This window comes from Sphingobacterium faecium (assembly GCF_003054045.1).
In the GTDB taxonomy this organism is placed as follows: domain Bacteria; phylum Bacteroidota; class Bacteroidia; order Sphingobacteriales; family Sphingobacteriaceae; genus Sphingobacterium; species Sphingobacterium faecium.
Window position 1 is genome coordinate 109672 of the sequence record NZ_QBKH01000006.1, and the last position, 18060, is coordinate 127731.

Consider the following 18060-nt stretch of genomic DNA (forward strand, 5'->3'; position numbering starts at 1 on the left):
ACTCCATTTAGTTTCGGTATCACATTTAAAACAAAATAATTATGAGCCAAGAAAAAACAATCAACCAGGAAAGGCCCGAAGAACTAACAGATATCCTATTAGTTCTGGACAAGGAAAAAAAGAAAATTCAGGCAGTAAAGGGTCTGGACGAAAAAGGGAATATGGAAACCGTAAATGCCAATAAAAGTAATATTGGCAATTTCATGAAAGTGGATAGGCAAGGTAATTTATTTTCCAACTTCTGGAAGAATTTTGTCAGTGAAATAAAGAATCCGACCAACTTTTCATTTTTCAAAATTCCTTCTCCGATTGCCATTGACGTTGCGAAGGAATTGCAGAAACAGGTTAAAAATCCTACACCGGAAGGAGAGAAACTTATGCAGCAATATGAACTTAAAGTGGATACCCCAAAGGAGCAGGTAAAAACAGATAATCCCAAAGATCAGATAAAGACGGAGATTCCTAAAGAGAATATTGATGTAAGTTCTCAAACGCCCAAACAGGAATCAAAGAAAGATGGAAATAAATATAAGGTGGAGGACATCGATTGGGATACTATGAACAACCTGGGGCTGAGTAAAGAGTATCTTTTACAAAAAAAATTATTGGAGCCATTGTTGAAAGGCTACAAAACCAATGTATTGGTTCCTGTAAGTCTTAACCTGGGAGGTGCGGCTTTGCGTACCCATGCACGCATATGGTTGCAACCTGCTGAGGATGGTAAGCCCATTGCTGCTTTCCAAGGTGTGAGAAAAGAACCTGAGTTAAAATACCCATTTTTTGGTCACAAGTTTACAGAAGAGGATAAGAAAAATCTTTTGGAGACTGGAAATATGGGAAGGGTTGTCAATCTAACCAATACTAAAAATGGTGAGATCATTCCTTCTATTGTCAGTATTGATCGATTGACCAATGAGTTAGTAGCACTCCGTACTACTAAAATGGTTATACCAGAAAAGATAAAAGGGGTAAAGTTAGAGGATTGGCAAAAGCAAACCTTGATGGAAGGTAAACCTATATATCTGGAAGGGATGACCTCTAAAAATAACAAGGAATTTGCGTCAATTGTTCAAATCAATGCTGATACGCGCAATGTACAATTCATCTTTGAACAAAAAGAGTTCAAGCAGGCGGTACCGCTGCTCGTTGAGGGTAAACAAGAACAAAAGAAACATGAAATCCCTTCCAGCTACCGCGGCCAAGAACTGGATAAAGAGCAACTTGATAAGTTAGAAAATAACCAAGCTGCTTTTATCAAGTTAGAAGATAAACAGGGAAAGCCTTACCAGGGTTATATTACATTTAATAAAGAAACTGGGAAATTCGACTTTTCATGGCCCAACCACAAAAAAGAGCAAGCAGTACCTGCTGAAGCTAATAAAACCCAGGTAGCAGTTAATTCGGAAGGTAAAACCAATGAGTCCACAAAGAAGATTAATGAACCTCTTGATTCGAAACAGAATAAGCCAAAAAACCAGAAACAGCAAGAAGCGGCAGCTGCTCCGCAAAAATCTAAAGCTCCTAAACTATAGATATTATGATAACAGTTATAGCAGAAAAACCCAGTGTAGGTAGAGAGATTGCCTCCTTCTTAGGAGCAATCGAAAAGAAAGATGGTTATCATGAAGGGAATGGATATTATGTTACTTGGGCGATAGGACATCTGGTTAGTTTAGCAATGCCAGAAGATTATGGTCTAAGAGGTTTTGACAAATCGGTCTTACCCATATTACCTGATCCTTTTAAATTGACAGTCCGCAAGGTTAAGAAGGATAAAGATTATCATCCTGATCCTGGTGCATTAAAACAATTGAAAGTAATAGAAAAGCTTTTTCATAAATGTGATGGGATTATTGTAGCTACTGATGCCGGCCGTGAAGGGGAGCTGATATTCCGCTATATCTATAGTTATCTGGAATGCAAAAAACCTTTTGAGCGTTTATGGATCAGCTCGTTGACTGAGAAAGCTATAAAGGATGGTTTTGCCACCCTTAAATCGGGCCGTGATTTCGATGGATTGTATCATGCTGCACAGGGCAGGAGCTACGCTGATTGGCTTGTCGGTATAAACGCTACGCAGGCACTCAGTATTGCTGCCGCAAATGGTATTTATTCTTTGGGCCGTGTTCAAACGCCAACATTGGCGCTTATCTGTAAGCGCTATCTGGATCATAAAGCATTCAAGGTTGAGAAATACTATCAAATCCAATTGATCCACAATAAGGAGTTTATTGAATTTAAAAGTCTATCCAAAACTAAATGGAACGATCGAAAGCTTGCCGATGATACCTTAGGTTCTATAGCAAGAAACGGTAATACTGCTACTGTTATTTCGGTGGTGTCGAAAACTGTAAATGAGCAGGCTCCGTTACTGTTTGACCTTACCGGATTGCAAAAGGAGGCCAATAAAAAATTGAACCTTTCTGCAGATGAAACCTTGAAGATTGCCCAGGAACTTTACGAGAAAAAATACATTACTTATCCACGTACCGGCAGTAAATATATTCCAGAAGACATATGGTCAACTATTCCGGATCTGGTTAGGTCCTTGCAAGATCGGGAAGTCTGTAAGACCGCAGTAGGTAAAATGAAATGGGGGCGATTCAATAAAAGGATCGTGAATGATCTGAGGGTTACTGACCATCATGGTCTATTAATCACTGGGAAAATACCTTCGGCATTAAATGCCAAAGAAAATGCGGTCTATGATATGATTGCCTTCCGTTTGCTCGAAGCCCTATCACATTCTTGCATTAAAGAGGTGACCGATATTTTACTGCAGGCATTTCATTATGAATTTGCTTTAAAAGGAAGTAAAGTAACGGAACAAGGCTGGCGCGGTATCAAAGGTAGTTTCTTAGAAGAGGATTCGGAGCCGGAACAGGAAATACCTGAACTAAAGAAAGGTGATGAACTGAAAATAATAGACTCATCGGTTTTGGAGAAGAAAACGAAGCCACCTGTTCTGTACACTGAGGCCAACCTGCTTTCCGCTATGGAAAGTGCGGGAAAGGAAATTGAAAATGCCGATGAACGGAAAGCCTTGCAACAGATCGGTATTGGTACGCCCGCCACTCGCGCAGCCATTATTGAAACTCTGTTTGCCCGTAATTACATCCAACGGGATAGGAAGTCTTTAATACCTACGGATAAAGGATTACAGGTTTATAGCCTGGTCTCCGATAAGAAAATCGCTGACGTGGCCATGACTGCTGAATGGGAATTGGTATTGCAGAAGATCGAGAACAATGAGGCAGATGCTGGGTCGTTCAGAAAGGATATTGAATCCTATGCAAAAACTATTACCCAGGAATTACTTGAAATTTCTATCGACCTGCCTCAACTTCCAAAACTGCCTTGTCCAAAATGCCAAAGCGGGGAACTGTTGATTCGGGATAAGGTTGTAAAGTGCCCTGATACTGGTTGCGGATGGATACAGTTTCGAAATGTATGTGGAATGATGCTTAGTATTGCTGATATTGAACGGTTGGTAATTGGTGGTAGAACTGGCTTGATTAAAGGCATGAAAAGTAAGAGTGGGAAGAAATTTGATGCTTTTATTGTAATGGGTAAAGAGGGAAAGACGGCGTTTGCGTTTGAGGATAATAAGAGAAAGAAATAAAAAGTAGCTGAATACTTGAGTTCCTCATTTTGGATATTATTCAAAATACTAAAAATCTAGTATCTAGATGGATAATTGTGTAAATGCTATGATATTCATTTTGTTGGGCAAACAGAATACTAATAAAGCCACCAGAATCTACAATAAAAGTATGAGCAATCAATGCCTGTTGGACTTACAACGGTGGATAAGCCAATATCCTCCGATTGAATTGAGGTTTTCCCTGATACTTACGATCGATTTTTGAAAATACAGAACTCTACAATATCGGAGCATTGCTGAAGAAACTGAACAAAAATGGTTTGCCTTTTCGAGAATAGATATTGATGTTCAAAAAATGTTTCAGATCTTAAATAATTAACCCTCCGAACTTGGAGGGTTAATCATTTATCTAAATACTTTTTAAACCTAACTCTTTTAAGAAATCGTTATGTTTATCTGTATTTATTTTAATCTTCTCATCTATAACTTCAAGGTTGGAATGAACCTCACTCAAGTCAATTTGAGCATCATCTATTGCCGTACTAATATATCTAGAAATATTAAGATTAAAACCATTCTTTTCAATTTCCTCCATAGTGACCCTACGAGCATATCTTTCAATATTTTCAGGTCTGAATTGATAAGCATCAACGATTCTTTGAATATGTTTTGGTTCTAAAGAATTTTGTCTTTTTCCTGGCTTATATTGTTCAGAAGCATTAATAAATAAAACATCATCGTGCTTTTTACACTTCTTTAAAACTAAAATACAAACAGGTATACCAGTTGAGTAGAATAAATTAGATGGTAATCCAATAACTGTATCGATATGATTATCTTTTAGTAGTTTTGTTCTAATCCTTTCTTCTGCGCCTCCACGAAATAAAACACCATGTGGTAATATAATAGCCATAGTACCCTCATCACTTAGGAAATGGAAGCCATGCAGTAAAAACGCAAAATCCGCCGCTGATTTAGGAGCTAATCCATAACTTTTAAAGCGAAAATCTTCAGCCATAGTGTCGTTTGGTTCCCAACGCAAGCTAAAAGGAGGATTAGCAACTATTGCATCAAATTCAACCTTCTTACTTGGGTTCATTTCATTTAATAAATCCCAATGATTTAACAAGGTGTCTCCATGGAATATCTCAAACTCGGTATCTTTCATGCCGTGTAACAGCATATTCATTCTGGCAAGGTTATAGGTTGTAATATTCTTCTCTTGTCCGTATATTTTATTGATAGTGCCCTTGGCATTTCTAATTTGTTTCCTCACATTCAATAATAGAGAGCCAGAGCCACATGCAAAATCAAGTACTTTGTCTAGTTTGCCTTTTTTCCCAGAAGAAGGGTCTTGACTATCAAGCGTTACAATTTCTGATAGAATGGATGAAATTTCCTGAGGTGTATAAAATTCCCCAGCTTTTTTACCGGATCCTGCAGCAAACTGACCGACTAAATACTCATAAGCATCTCCTAAAGTATCTGTATCGGTAGAAAAATCATCGATACCTTCAGAAATTTTCTGAATGATATTACAAAGTGTCTTATTCCGGTCTGTATTAGTTTTACCTAATTTATCAGAGTTTAAATTGATTTCAGAGAATAGTCCTTGAAAAGCACTATCAAAAGATTCATCCTGTATATATTTAAAGCCTTTATTTAATGTAGGCAATAATTCATCGTCATGAGTTCGTGCCATTTCTGTGATATTACTCCACAAATACAGCGGTTTTATCACATAGTGAACCTTTCTTCTCATTTGCTTTTCAAACTCATCTATGTCCTCATTATTTCCTTCATACCATAGCTGAAGTGGTGTTGTTACACCAAACTCTGAAACAATATTTGAATCCATTTGAGGATAATCTGAGCCTAATTCTTTTTTGGCAGCTTCTTCATAATTACTTGATAGATATTTTAAAAATAAGAATGATAGCATATAATCACGGAAATCATCCGCGTTCATTGCACCTCGTAATTCGTTTGCTATATCCCAAAGGGCTTTGCCCAATTTTTGTTGCTCTTTTTGTTTCATTTTAACTGTTTGATTGATCATGTTCCACAATTGGAACCACTTCATTTGATACTGCTGGCACAGCTTGTGCTACTTCTGGTTGTTGAGATTCTGCTGCTATTTCTTCGTCAAAGATTAATGGCAAATAAAATTCATACTTATCAGTAAAGGCTTTTAGTATCCTTTTAAAAAGGTCTTTATTATCATCACCCATTTCCACAGGATCGAAGATGGAATACTTTCCGTGACTAAAGAGTTGTAACGCCCTTTCAAAAAGCACCTCATCCTCCATTCCATCAATACATTTATCGATTTTATCATAACCAAAAAATGTTGCAGTTTTTTCTAAAACACTTCGTAAAGAATTAAAATGATAAGTAAATATTTTGTTGGATACAGCGATTTTATTTAGCTCACTAAGTGTTGCGATATGATGAAAAAATGGAGTATCACTGGTGTCTTGCAAAGCATATCCGCTAGTTTTTTTACAATGTAAAAAGTACCGTTTATTCTTTACCTTTCTTCCAAATTCATTATACAAAACATTGAAAAATAAGCTATGGTGTGTAGAAATTACCGTTTTAATTTCATTACCTTCAGTTGTTAGCAGGTTGCATAAATCACAGGCTACCGCTATAGCATTATTTTCATCGAGTGAAGAAATTGGGTCATCGATATAAATGTACTTAACCCAACTGTACGCCGGGTCTTTATCAATCGCTAATTCGCAAATTGCGAGAAAGAAACACCAAATAAATAGCGTTTCTTCGCCTCTCGAAATCTTTATGTTTTCTACTGTTTGTTCATGTCCGTCAACTACGATACTTCTAGAAAAAGTTACAGTTGAGGTATCATAATTAATATCGAATTTTAAATCTACGTAGTTATTGAAAAATGCTTCGATTTTAGCATCAAGCTCTAACTCGTGTAATCCGTCAAAAAAAGCTGAATCAGCATTTAGATTTAATACCCTATTGGTATCGTTCTCCAAATCGTTATTCCAAGAAAATAAGTCTTCTGTAAAAGCATTAAAATACAAAGTATCTCTGTTTGTTACATTTCCTTCTACATCAAACTCTTTACCTGCCTGCTTAAAATCCATGGAAAGTCTGGTTTTTCCAGTGCCGTTGTGGGCAAAAAAGAGAACCAAATCTTTCATTGGGCGATGATCGCCAGTTAAATCCTTTCTGAAATGCAGAGCAACTTCTTCTAAGGTTGTAAAATTGATTAATTCGTTTTTATTACTCATGCCCTAATCATTCATTTTTGGAAATAGACTTTGCATCAATCCTTTTTTATGTAATCTCAATTGATCTATTTTTTTTGTTTGTAATGTAATCAACTCATCTAATGCAGATAAGCAAGAAGCTATTTTTTGTTGCTCTTTCTTATTTTTTGGAAATGCTATCAATATTTCCGAGATTCTAGTAGCAGAAATGCCCAACACTTTTGCACCTTGTGATTCCCGTTGAATTTGTTTTCTTATCCAAGCGGATTTAAACAAATAACCTCCGAAACCAATAGCTAACTGGCTTTTCTTTTGTCTCGCCAATAATGTGTGTAAACCTGAAACTATTTTTTCTCCATTAAGATTGACAATTTCAATGCTTTTACCTATATCATTTAAATCCTCCGAAGCGTCTGCAAAAATGACATCACCCTCCACACAATAACTATCCTCTTTTATTTTGTCTATTGAAACATCTTCATTTATAAAAGGTACGTCTTCATTTGTTATGTCGAATAAAGTAGGATATTTCATATGAATATCTCCATAATGTATATTTTTTACACTTCCAGTTTCATAGTTTAAATTATCTCTCGAAAATGAATTTGTGACGTAAAACTTATAAACTTTTCCTAATGATGTTTGAATCCATTCTTCATCATTTTCAAATTTTAGAAATCGCTGTTTTGGTTTCTTTTCTCCTTTTTGAGGAAAAAGGTTTTGCATCAACCCTTTTTTGTGGTCGTTTAATAAATCCAATCTTTGAATGTGAGCTTCGATAACTTCATCTAAAGAGAAAATTGAGTTTGCAATTTTTTGTTGCTCTAATAAACTTGGCATCGCCAATTCTAATTCCCTAATCTGCGAGACTGCAACTACATTTTTTATTGCCCCACCTGCTGATTGAGATAGAAGCTTGTTCTGATTCTCTTCTGTTTCTAAGCTTATTTTAACAAAAAAATTATCGTAGTTCTTTTTTACCGTAAGTTTAAGTAGTGCTTGATTGATAACACCTTGCTCGTAATATTTGGGAATCATTGCAAATTTCCCCATGGTTCCAGAGCAACTCATAATGAGGTCACCTGATTTAACAGAAAATCTTTTTAATTCTTTATATTTTTCTTCATTTATTCGATACCTAAATGAACTAAAGTCACCATAAATTGCATGTGATTGTTCATACACTGCAAATCCTTCATCTACAAAAATTTCTTTTTTTAATGCCCCGCCAAAAGGGCCACGTACTAAAGTACAAATCTCTTCAAGAGGTTTAGCTTTCCAAGTATCCTCATTTTCAAATTCAGGAAAACGCAATTCTGGTATCAAAGTATTTTCTTTATTCATAAGCTGCTAATCCTGCTATTTCACGCCCTTGGGCTAATTTCTTTAGTTGTGGTATTAAATCTTCCATTAATCCCAATTCCCTCACTCTACGTTCTTTCCAATTCAACTGTAATGGTTCTAATAAATCCGTTAGTTTTTCACCATCGAAAATCATTCGAGAAACAATCTTCTCCACAAACATTTTCAAGTCTGCGGTTTGAAGTCCATATTTCGCCGCTATCGTTGCAAGTTCCTGATTATATTTCTCATCCTTAAACGCATCATACATTTTCTTAAGCTCTTCCGTAGTATAGCCAGTAGTCCAATCCAAAGCACCAATAAATTCCGTCAAATCGATTTGCTCTTCCATTAGGTTAGAGTTAGCACTTAACAGACTAATGACCTGTGCTTTTGTCATTTTCTGCTTGGAGGACTTCTTCTGAGTGCTATCAGCAATCAAATTCATGATGTAGTCATAATCAATGACCGCAGAAGCAAACAGAACGAACTCAAAATCCAATTGCTGAATTTCTTCCGGTGCGTTATCTCCCTCTTTTTCCTGTCTTTTTTGAAATCTCTTAGCAGTTTCTATGTAAGAGCTACGGAAATCCTGAAAAGTTTCTTTTGGTAAAAGAGATTCAATTTCTATTCTTTGCCCTTCATTCAAATCCGTAAATTGATCTAACTGTAATTTGAAACGTTGGACTTCTTTAAAGGTTTCAATAAAAGCTATTTTTGCTGCATCGCCTTTTAAGTTGTAAACATCATCAGGTTTCATTAAAAGACTGTTGTCTTCCATGAACTTGTTTAATTTCTCTATTGCTCCTTTAAACTTATCCATTACAACCGGAGCGGGATCTACCAGCCATATTTCTCTTGGATTATCGACCTTCTCACCAGAAAATAAAGCGATTGCTTGATTTACTTCATCCTGTTGTGAGCGAAAATCAAGAATATTACCGTACGGTTTGGTATCATTTAAAACTCGATTAGTTCTTGAAAAGGCTTGAATAAGCCCGTGGTATTTTAGATTTTTATCTACATACAGTGTATTCACGTATTTAGAATCAAAACCAGTAAGCAACATATCCACTACAATGGTAATATCAATCTTATTTTTATGTGCATATTCTTTATTATTGTATTTCTGATCTTTGATTCGCCTTTGAACATCCTGGTAATATATATCAAATTCGTTTATGGTATGGTTTGTTCCAAACTGCTTATTATAACCGGATATAATATCAGTCAACGCTTTTTTCTTTTCCTCAGGATTTTGCTTGTTATCTTCTTTTTCCTGTGTTAGATCGTCCTGAAGCTGTTTGATGTCCGCTGCATTTTTCTGACTTTGTTGGTCACCTTCTTTGGCAATCAGTTGTGCTGGAGGAGAGAATACACAAGCTATATTTAAAGATGAATAATAGATAGGATCATTTAAATGTTTCTTTTCCTGAATTTCTTTAAATAGTCGATGGTACTCAATAGCACTATTAATCGATGATGTAGCGAAAACAGCATTGAATTTTCTGTTATTAGTTGCTGCATCATGTTTTTCCAAAATGGCCTCTACCACTGCCTGTTGTGCTATTGCTTCTCCTGGTTTAGCGACTTGACTGCCTTGCCCTTTGAAATAATCAATATGAAAACGAAGGACATTCTTGTCTTCTATGGCATGGGTAATAGTATAAGAATGCAATTCCTTCTCAAAGATATCCTTTGTAGTTTTGTAGGAACCATATTCTCCTTCGCGAATATTGAAGGTAGCATTTTCATCAAAAATAGGAGTTCCTGTAAAACCAAATAATTGAGCATTTGGAAAAAAATCTTTTATCGCTTTATGGTTATCACCAAATTGAGAACGATGACATTCATCAAATATGAATACCATTCGTTTATTTCGTAAAGGTTCTAAACGCTCTTTATAATTCTTCTTATTTGTTCCATCAAGTGCTAATCCTAACTTCTGAATCGTAGTGACGATAACTTTATCTGCATAGTCGGTAGATAATAATCTCTTTACCAATGTTTCGGTATTTGTATTCTCTTCTACACTTCCTTCTTGAAATTTATTAAATTCTTCACGAGTTTGCCGATCAAGGTCTTTACGGTCAACCACAAACAAACACTTTTCAATGTCAGGATTACTTTTTAATAAAGTCGATGCTTTAAAGGAAGTTAGAGTTTTTCCACTTCCTGTTGTGTGCCATATATACCCATTTCCTCTGTTGTCTTTAATACAATCAACAATTGCTTTTACAGCATAGATCTGGTAAGGTCGCATCACTAGCAATTTTTGCTCGCTTTCTACCAAAACCATATATTTACTAATCATTTCACCAAGTGTGCATTTTGTCAAAAACTTCTCAGTGAAATCGTGTAAATTATTAATCTTGTTGTTGTTGATGTCTGCTAACTCGTAAACAGGAAGAAATTGTTCATCGGCGTTAAATGCAAAGTGTTGATTTTTATTATTGGCAAAGTAAAGTGTTCTACCTCCATTACTAACAATAAATAATTGCATGTAACAAAGCAAGGAATTACTGTATCCATTACCAGGTTCATTTTTGTAATCAACAATTTGCTGCATAGCTTTCCTGTGAGAGATATCTCCTTTTTTAAGTTCAATTTGAACCACAGGTAAACCATTAATGAGCAAAATAATATCATATCGTTGATGGCTATTTTCGGTATTAACTCGCAATTGATTGATGACTTCAAAATCATTCTTGCACCACTGTTTGTTATTGACAAGAGTATAATGCAATGGAGTACCATCTTCTCTTTGAAAATACTGTCTTTCTCTTAACAGCTTTGAAGCCTCAAACACATCTGGATTTACTATCTCTTCACGTAAACGCAAGAATTCATTATCGGTCAATTTTACACGATTTAATGCCTCGAATTTCTGACGAAAATTTGATTCCAAAGATTTTCTATCAACAATTTCAGGTCGATAGATATATTTGAGCGCTTTGAGTTGCTCAATCAGGCTAAGTTCTATTTGGTTTTCTTTGCTCATTATTCTATTAATAAATCTTTGGCACTAACTCCGAGAATGTTTGCAATTTTATACAAGTCTTCAATACTTGGTTGTCTAACATTTCGAGAGTACTCGTTAACAGTGTTGTAACTTTTATTCAATTTCTTTGCAAGCCAAGTTTGTGAAATTCCCTTTTCCTTTAATACTTCTTTAATTCGGTTCATTAACTTAATGCTTGAATAATATACAGTGCCAAATATAATGAATATACAATATTAAAAGGTGAAAATACCCACTATATAGCAGGGAGTTTATAAATTTTCATTAGAAATGCTTTATCATGACAAATCTAACCTCTCAAAGCCAAACCCTTACACTCCTCTTGATACAGAGATCACCTGCTATAATTTAGAATTCATCTGAAATTCTAAATAAAATAGTATGAGTCAATTACCAAAAGAGTTGTCGTATTTCGAATTACGACTTCAGGAATTATTGAATACCAGTTTCCCTGAAAAAGCTTCCGATCAAAAATTTATTATGCAGCGATCTGCACTCGCTGACACCACATATGAAGATGCCTTTCGGGCAGGTTATTCTATAGATGAATGCAATTCAATTGCCAATGAAGTTCTTTTCGAAGGATTACATTTTTCGCGCTTCGACACCATATTTCAGGTTGTCTGCCATGAATTTGATTCGTTAATGGCGGACGATACCTTACGTCCATTTGCGTTAAAGATGTTACCAGTATGTGAGCCCGTGTTTGCCACATATGAACTGACGGATGATTTTGCTTATAGTTATGAATTCGATAAGCTATACACCGAGCTGACGGGAACCATAGCCATTTGGATTGGTGAGAATGGGCTTTGATAAGCGTTTTCACCTACAACAAAATATAAAGTCCTTACATATTGCATTTCAACTGGAAAAAGAAGGCCGGGAGGCTAACGTAGGTGAACGACAGCAGCTCATGCAGTATAAGGGATTCGGGGGACTAAAGTTTGTGCTTAATCCTGTGACAAGAGATTCGGATATTGACTTCTGGAGTAAGTCTGAAAGAAGCCTGTTTGATCAGACCAAAGGACTTCATCAATTACTTCTGGATAATTCTACCGATGAAAAACAATACCGAGGGTATGTAGATAGTATGAAAAGTTCTGTACTTACCGCTTTTTATACTCCACCTGAAATTATTGATGCCATATCGTTTGCTTTAAAAGAGCGTGGGATTCAAATTAATAAGTTCTTAGAACCCTCTGCAGGTATTGGTTCTTTTATAGAATCATTTAAAAAATCGAATGGCCCAATACGGGATATTTTGGCTTTTGAAAAAGATCAGCTAACTGGTAATATCCTTAAACAAATTTATCCTGGTAGTAATGTAATGGTCAGGGGCTTTGAGGATATCTCTGAGAGGGAGCAGGGTACTTTTGATGTCATAGCGAGTAATATTCCTTTTGGTGATACTTCTGTTTTCGATTTATCTTATTCTCGTAGTAAAGATCCGGCCAAAGCTAAGGCGGCTCAAAGTGTACATAATTACTTCTTCTTGAAGGGGACGGATATGCTACGGGATGGGGGCCTATTGGCTTTTATCACCTCTCAGGGGGTATTGAATAGTCCGGCAAATGAAACTATACGTCGGGCGCTGATGGAGAATAATAATCTTATTTCGGCTATCCGTTTGCCCAATAACCTGTTTACGGATTATGCCGGGACAGAAGTAGGCAGTGATCTAATTATCCTGCAAAGAAATACAGGTAAAAGCCAATTATCTGAACGAGATAAGCAATTCTGCACTGCATCTATCCAAACTGATGGGATAGCAAATAATAGTTTGTTTGATAACCTGGACCGTACCGTTCATACTTCCCTTCATAAAGGAACCAATCCGTATGGCAAGCCATCTTGGGTTTTTGAACATAATGGCGGTGTGATTGGCATCGCTAAGGATATAAAGCAAATGCTTTCGGACGATATCGAAAAGTACTATTTCCATGATCTATATTATGGTATTTCCAATAGGGAATCTGTGATCGGCAATCCGAATAAGCCTGTTTCCGTACAGGAGGTTGTAGAACCCTTAGACAATGCGACTGAAATTAAGGTGGAGTCGGTCCCTATTCCATCTGACAATAATCAGCAGGACGTTAAGCAACTCAGCCTTTTCGATCTTTTTGAAAATAATGCAGGTTCTGTGACCACCTTATCCCGGCCAACAAAAAAAACCAGGACTAAAAGAAGTAGTTCTAAATCTATAATTAATACTAAAGGTTTGCAGACCGATCTGTTTAGTAGCCTTCCACCTGATTCTTATCTGACAACGGGGAAAAATAGCGAAGGCAGGAAGGGAAATAAAAGTGTTCCGAAAAAGACGGGCATTGTAGGTGACTTATTTTCTTCCGTTAACGAATCAGATTCGGAAAGTAAACCTGAAGCAGTCGTGCTTCCTATTCCAGCAGGAGGGTCTTATACTGGAAAAATTAATTCCTTTCATCGAAACGATTGCCTTGCCTTAGATAAGGGATGGGTTGGCCATTTAAAGCAAGTCCATACAAAAAATGGAGATGCCTATTTCCAACCTTTGCAGTTACCCGCACTTCAAAAGGAAAAAGCGGTAGTCTATATTAAACTGCGGGATACCTATCATGACCTTTATCATAAGGAAGCTACCCAGCACCGGGAATTCGCGGAAGAGCGGAAAGTTCTTAATGAATTATATGACGCTTTTGTAAAACGGTATGGCAACCTGAACAGTGCGGATAATATCAAGCTCATTAAGACAGACAGTGCAGGTAAGGAAATTCCTTACCTGGAACGTGTTATCGGTGGAGTTGTGCATAAAGCTGATATTTTCAATCATCCCGTTAGTTTCTCCACTATTACTATTGCCACAGACAACCCTGATGAAGCTTTAGCCGCTTCTCTGAATAAATATGGACGTGTTGATCTTGACTATATGTCTGAGATAAGCGGAATACCCTGGGATCAGCTTACGGCCGATTTAGACGGCCGAATCTATTATAACCCAATTCGGAAGGAATATGAAGTTAGCGAACGTTGGCTTGCTGGAAATGTGGTAGAAAAAGCCAAGTCCGTAAAAGCATATTTGGATGCTCATGACGACTTACCTCCGGAAATAGAGGTTGAAGCTTTAGATAGCTATCGCGCTTTGCTTCGTGCAAGGCCCAATAAAATTGACTTTGAAGAACTTGATTTTAACCTGGGTGAGCGCTGGATACCTACCGAAATCTATTCCCGCTTTGCATCCTCTTTATTTGAAACGGAGGTAAAGGTTAGCTATTCCGAAAGTACGGATGACTTTGCTGTGGCCTGTGCTACTAAAAATCTACTAATCCGGGAAAAATATGCTGTAAAGGGCGAGCGGAGGACCTTTGATGGAATTTCTTTATTGAAGAATGCCTTAGTCAATACTACTCCGAATATCAAAAAGACTATAGTAGACGGGGATAAGGAATACAAAGTTATGGATATGGAAGCCATACAAATGGCTAATACTAAGATTGACGAAATCCGTTCTGCCTTTACCGAATGGCTGCATGCGCAAAGCTATGAATTTAAGCAGCGGCTTACCGATCAGTATAACGATACCTTTAATTGCTTTGTTCGACCAAATTACAATGGTATCCATCAGGAGTTTCCGGGACTGGATCGTAGAGCATTAGGTATTGATGACTTATACAGCAGTCAGAAAGATGCCGTCTGGATGATCAAGCTGAATAATGGCGCTATTTGTGATCATGAAGTTGGAGCCGGCAAGACGCTGATTATGTGTACTGGTGCCCAGGAAATGAAACGACTGGGAATGGCCCACAAGCCTATGATCATTGCCTTAAAAAGCAATGTACATGAAATAGCGGAAACCTACCGTACAGCTTATCCTCATGCCAAAATACTTTATCCTGGCAAGGATGATTTTACCCCACAAAAGCGGCTAAGGATCTTTGGTGACATTAAAAACAATGACTGGGACTGTGTTATCCTGACGCACGAGCAATTTGGCATGATACCCCAATCTCCTGAGATACAGCAGGAGATTTTGCAAATAGAATTGGAAAGTGTATACCATAATCTCGAAGCCTTAAATGCACAAGGGAAAGAGGTTAACCGACGTATGTTGGTCGGTGCTGAAAAGCGACGAGATAATCTGGAAGTTAAACTAAAAACCCTTGAATATGATATAGCGAATCGAAAGGATGATGTGGTTGATTTTAAGATGATGGGAATCGATCACCTTTTCGTGGATGAAAGCCATCAGTTTAAAAATTTGATGTTCAATACCCGGCATGATCGTGTTGCCGGTTTAGGTAATTCTGAAGGTAGCCAAAAGGCGATGAACCTGCTCTTTGCCATTCGTACTATTCAGAAGCGTACAGATGCCGATATGGGCGCTACATTTCTTTCTGGCACTACGATCAGTAACTCCTTAACTGAATTATACCTCCTGTTCAAATACCTGCGTCCTCGGGCTTTGGAGAAACAGGGAATCAACAGTTTTGATGCCTGGGCAGCGATATATGCGCGAAAATCAGTTGACTATGAATTTTCGGTTGCCAACAACATTATAGCCAAAGAGCGCTTCCGTTATTTTATTAAGGTGCCGGAGCTTGCACAGTTCTATGCTGAAATAACGGATTATCGTACCGCCAAGGATATTGGTATTGACCGGCCTGTAAAGAACGAGATCTTATATCATATTTCTCCAACACCTGATCAGGACGAATTCATTGGGAAATTAATGTTGTTTGCTGTTAACGGTGATGCAACACTTTTGGGGAGAGTACCCCTTAGCGATAGTGAAGAGAAAGCAAAAATGCTTATAGCGACGGACTTCGCTCGCAAGATGTCGCTGGATATGCGGCTGGTTAATGGTAAGTATGAAGATCATCCCGGTAATAAGGCTACACATTGTGCTTCTAACATCGCAAAATATTATAAAAAGTTTAATGCTCAAAAGGGCACCCAGTTTGTTTTCTCTGATCTGGGAACCTATAAACCCGGGCAATGGAATATTTATACAGAAATTAAGCGCAAGCTGGTCGAAGACCACGGAATTCCCGCGCATGAAATACGTTTTATTCATGAGGCCAAAAGCGATAAGCAACGTAAGGCGCTTATTAAGGCCATGAACGATGGTAAGATCCGCGTTCTATTTGGTTCGACCAGTATGTTAGGGACAGGGGTTAATGCGCAAAAAAGAGCAGTAGCCATTCATCATTTGGACACTCCCTGGCGACCCAGCGATTTAGCGCAACGGGATGGTCGCGCTATCCGTAAGGGAAATGAGATTGCGAAGTTCTTTGCTAACAATACAGTTGATGTTATTATTTATGCTGTTGAGAAATCATTGGATAGCTACAAATTCAATTTATTGTACAACAAACAATTTTTTATCGATCAGCTAAAATCAAATAGTCTGGGAAAACGTATTATAGATGAAGGTAGCATGGATGAAAAATCAGGTATGAATTTTTCAGAATATGTCGCTATTCTTTCCGGAAATACGGATCTATTGGAAAAGGCAAAGATAGAAAAACAGATAGCCGGAATGGAAAGTGAAAAGCAGGCATTTAACCGTTCTAAATCTAGTTCAAAATTTAAGCTTGAGGGTTTTATTCATGCTATTGAAACTTCAAACAGTCGATTGAATCGATACAAACAAGATTGGGCTATATTGAAAGAGCGAGTCCAGAGACATCCTGATGGAGCTATTATAAATAAAATTGTCTTAAATGATCTACCTGAAAATGCCAATTTTAAACAAATAGGAGCAAAGCTCTATGATCTTTCAATAGATATTCATTGTATTGATGGCTATAGAAATATAGGTAGTTTGTATGGTTTCCCTTTATTGGTAAGGACTGAAATACCCCAAGGAGAACGGACAACCATTGATAAGGATAACCGCTTCTTTGTTATGGGCGACAGTGAAATCAAGTATTCTTTTAATAATGGTATTATGGCGAAAGATCCTGAAACTGCAGCATTGAATTTCTTAAGAGCGTTGGAAAAGTTGCCGGGTTATATTGAGGAAGAAGAAAGAAGTATTGAAGGGCTTAAAAAGGATCTTCCGATATTAGAAGAGCTGGTTAACGGTACTTGGTCTAAAGAAGCTCGATTAAGTGAGCTTAAAACTGAGCTAGCCGCTGTAGAAAGGAAGATTCTGCTGTCGCTTTCATCCGAAAAGGAGTCTTTGGATGGCGAAGAAAACTCACAGGCTCCGGTCAAAGAATCGGAAAGTATTGTACGAACAAAAGGTGTTCATTTGCCGAGGGGGATTCTGTAAAAATTTAATCCTAAAAATAAAGCCAAATAATGTTTTTATTATTTGGCTTTAAATAATTCATTGTTAACCTATACACCATAAGGTTTAAAATGCATTACCAACTATTACAACGATCACAAATACCGTAGCCGGCATCCTGATCAAACTTTATTTGTTCTTTGACGTTTGCTAAGAATGAGGTGCCACAACATCCACAGGTAAACCAGGCTTTCTCGTGGCCCTGCGGATTGATAGTAATAAGTTGTGCATTCTTGATCATGATAAAATTAGAAGTTTCAGATTCTTGCAAATATTTGCCCAATATGTCTACATTGTCAATCCAGCCATTTGTAATTGATTCCACCTGTTGGTAATTTGCATCGATAGAATGGATTTCTTGGCGTAAAATGGCCAATTCCAAAAGCATATTATCAATATGTCCGTCCGGTACAGCATACATAAAGTACTTCCCATCATTGCTGGTCCATTTCATAACCTGATATGTCTCTATGCTACCACTCTTAATTTTAATAGCCGCTTCCATAGCGTTTGTAACTTCAACAATCTCGTGTGTTCTCGCTTCGTAATACATAATTTAATTTTTTGAGGTTAAACA

General features: G+C 37.2%; 10 protein-coding genes. 4 read left to right on the forward strand and 6 right to left on the reverse strand.

Going from position 1 to position 18060, the window contains the following annotated elements; all coding sequences use genetic code 11:
- Positions 1–41 precede the first annotated feature (41 nt).
- Entirely contained in the window at positions 42–1532 is a 1491-nt protein-coding gene (locus C8N37_RS16935; protein WP_108160023.1) for a DUF3945 domain-containing protein, read from the forward strand.
- A gap of 5 nt (positions 1533–1537) precedes the next feature.
- Positions 1538–3622 carry a type IA DNA topoisomerase gene (locus C8N37_RS16940; protein WP_108160024.1) on the forward strand — a complete coding sequence of 695 codons (2085 nt, stop codon included), beginning with the start codon at positions 1538–1540 and terminating at the stop codon, positions 3620–3622.
- Between the two features lie 391 nt (positions 3623–4013).
- Here the strand turns inward: C8N37_RS16940 and C8N37_RS16950 are convergent, their stop codons facing one another.
- Genes C8N37_RS16950 through C8N37_RS16970 form a run of 5 tightly spaced genes read right to left on the reverse strand, consistent with a single transcriptional unit; the run spans position 4014 to position 11376 of the window.
- Complete coding sequence (locus C8N37_RS16950; RefSeq protein ID WP_108160357.1) at positions 4014–5642, reverse strand: type I restriction-modification system subunit M; 1629 nt, start codon at positions 5640–5642, stop codon at positions 4014–4016.
- Position 5643: 1 nt separating this feature from the next.
- Positions 5644–6870, reverse strand: a complete 1227-nt coding sequence (locus C8N37_RS16955; protein ID WP_108160025.1) for an AAA family ATPase — start codon at positions 6868–6870, stop codon at positions 5644–5646.
- A 3-nt stretch (positions 6871–6873) separates the two neighbouring features.
- Positions 6874–8193 carry a restriction endonuclease subunit S gene (locus C8N37_RS22965; RefSeq protein WP_211322294.1) on the reverse strand — a complete coding sequence of 440 codons (1320 nt, stop codon included), beginning with the start codon at positions 8191–8193 and terminating at the stop codon, positions 6874–6876.
- The gene (locus tag C8N37_RS16965) at positions 8186–11191 is read right to left on the reverse strand and encodes a type I restriction endonuclease subunit R (RefSeq protein ID WP_108160026.1); all 3006 of its coding nucleotides are present in this window, start codon (positions 11189–11191) and stop codon (positions 8186–8188) included. Before C8N37_RS16965 ends, C8N37_RS22965 begins: the two co-directional genes overlap by 8 nt.
- Complete coding sequence (locus C8N37_RS16970; protein ID WP_108160027.1) at positions 11191–11376, reverse strand: helix-turn-helix transcriptional regulator; 186 nt, start codon at positions 11374–11376, stop codon at positions 11191–11193. Before C8N37_RS16970 ends, C8N37_RS16965 begins: the two co-directional genes overlap by 1 nt.
- 217 nt (positions 11377–11593) lie before the next feature.
- On the opposite strand from C8N37_RS16970, the gene C8N37_RS16975 reads away from it, so the two are divergent.
- A complete protein-coding gene (locus C8N37_RS16975; protein ID WP_108160028.1) occupies positions 11594–12028 on the forward strand; it encodes a DUF1896 domain-containing protein in 435 nt (144 codons plus the stop codon).
- The gene (locus tag C8N37_RS16980; RefSeq protein WP_108160029.1) at positions 12018–17465 is read left to right on the forward strand and encodes an N-6 DNA methylase; all 5448 of its coding nucleotides are present in this window, start codon (positions 12018–12020) and stop codon (positions 17463–17465) included. Before C8N37_RS16975 ends, C8N37_RS16980 begins: the two co-directional genes overlap by 11 nt.
- A gap of 94 nt (positions 17466–17559) precedes the next feature.
- Here C8N37_RS16980 and C8N37_RS16985 read toward each other — a convergent pair whose 3' ends face one another.
- Positions 17560–18036, reverse strand: coding sequence for a hypothetical protein (locus C8N37_RS16985; RefSeq protein WP_108160030.1), 477 nt, complete (start codon positions 18034–18036; stop codon positions 17560–17562).
- Positions 18037–18060: the final 24 nt, after the last annotated feature.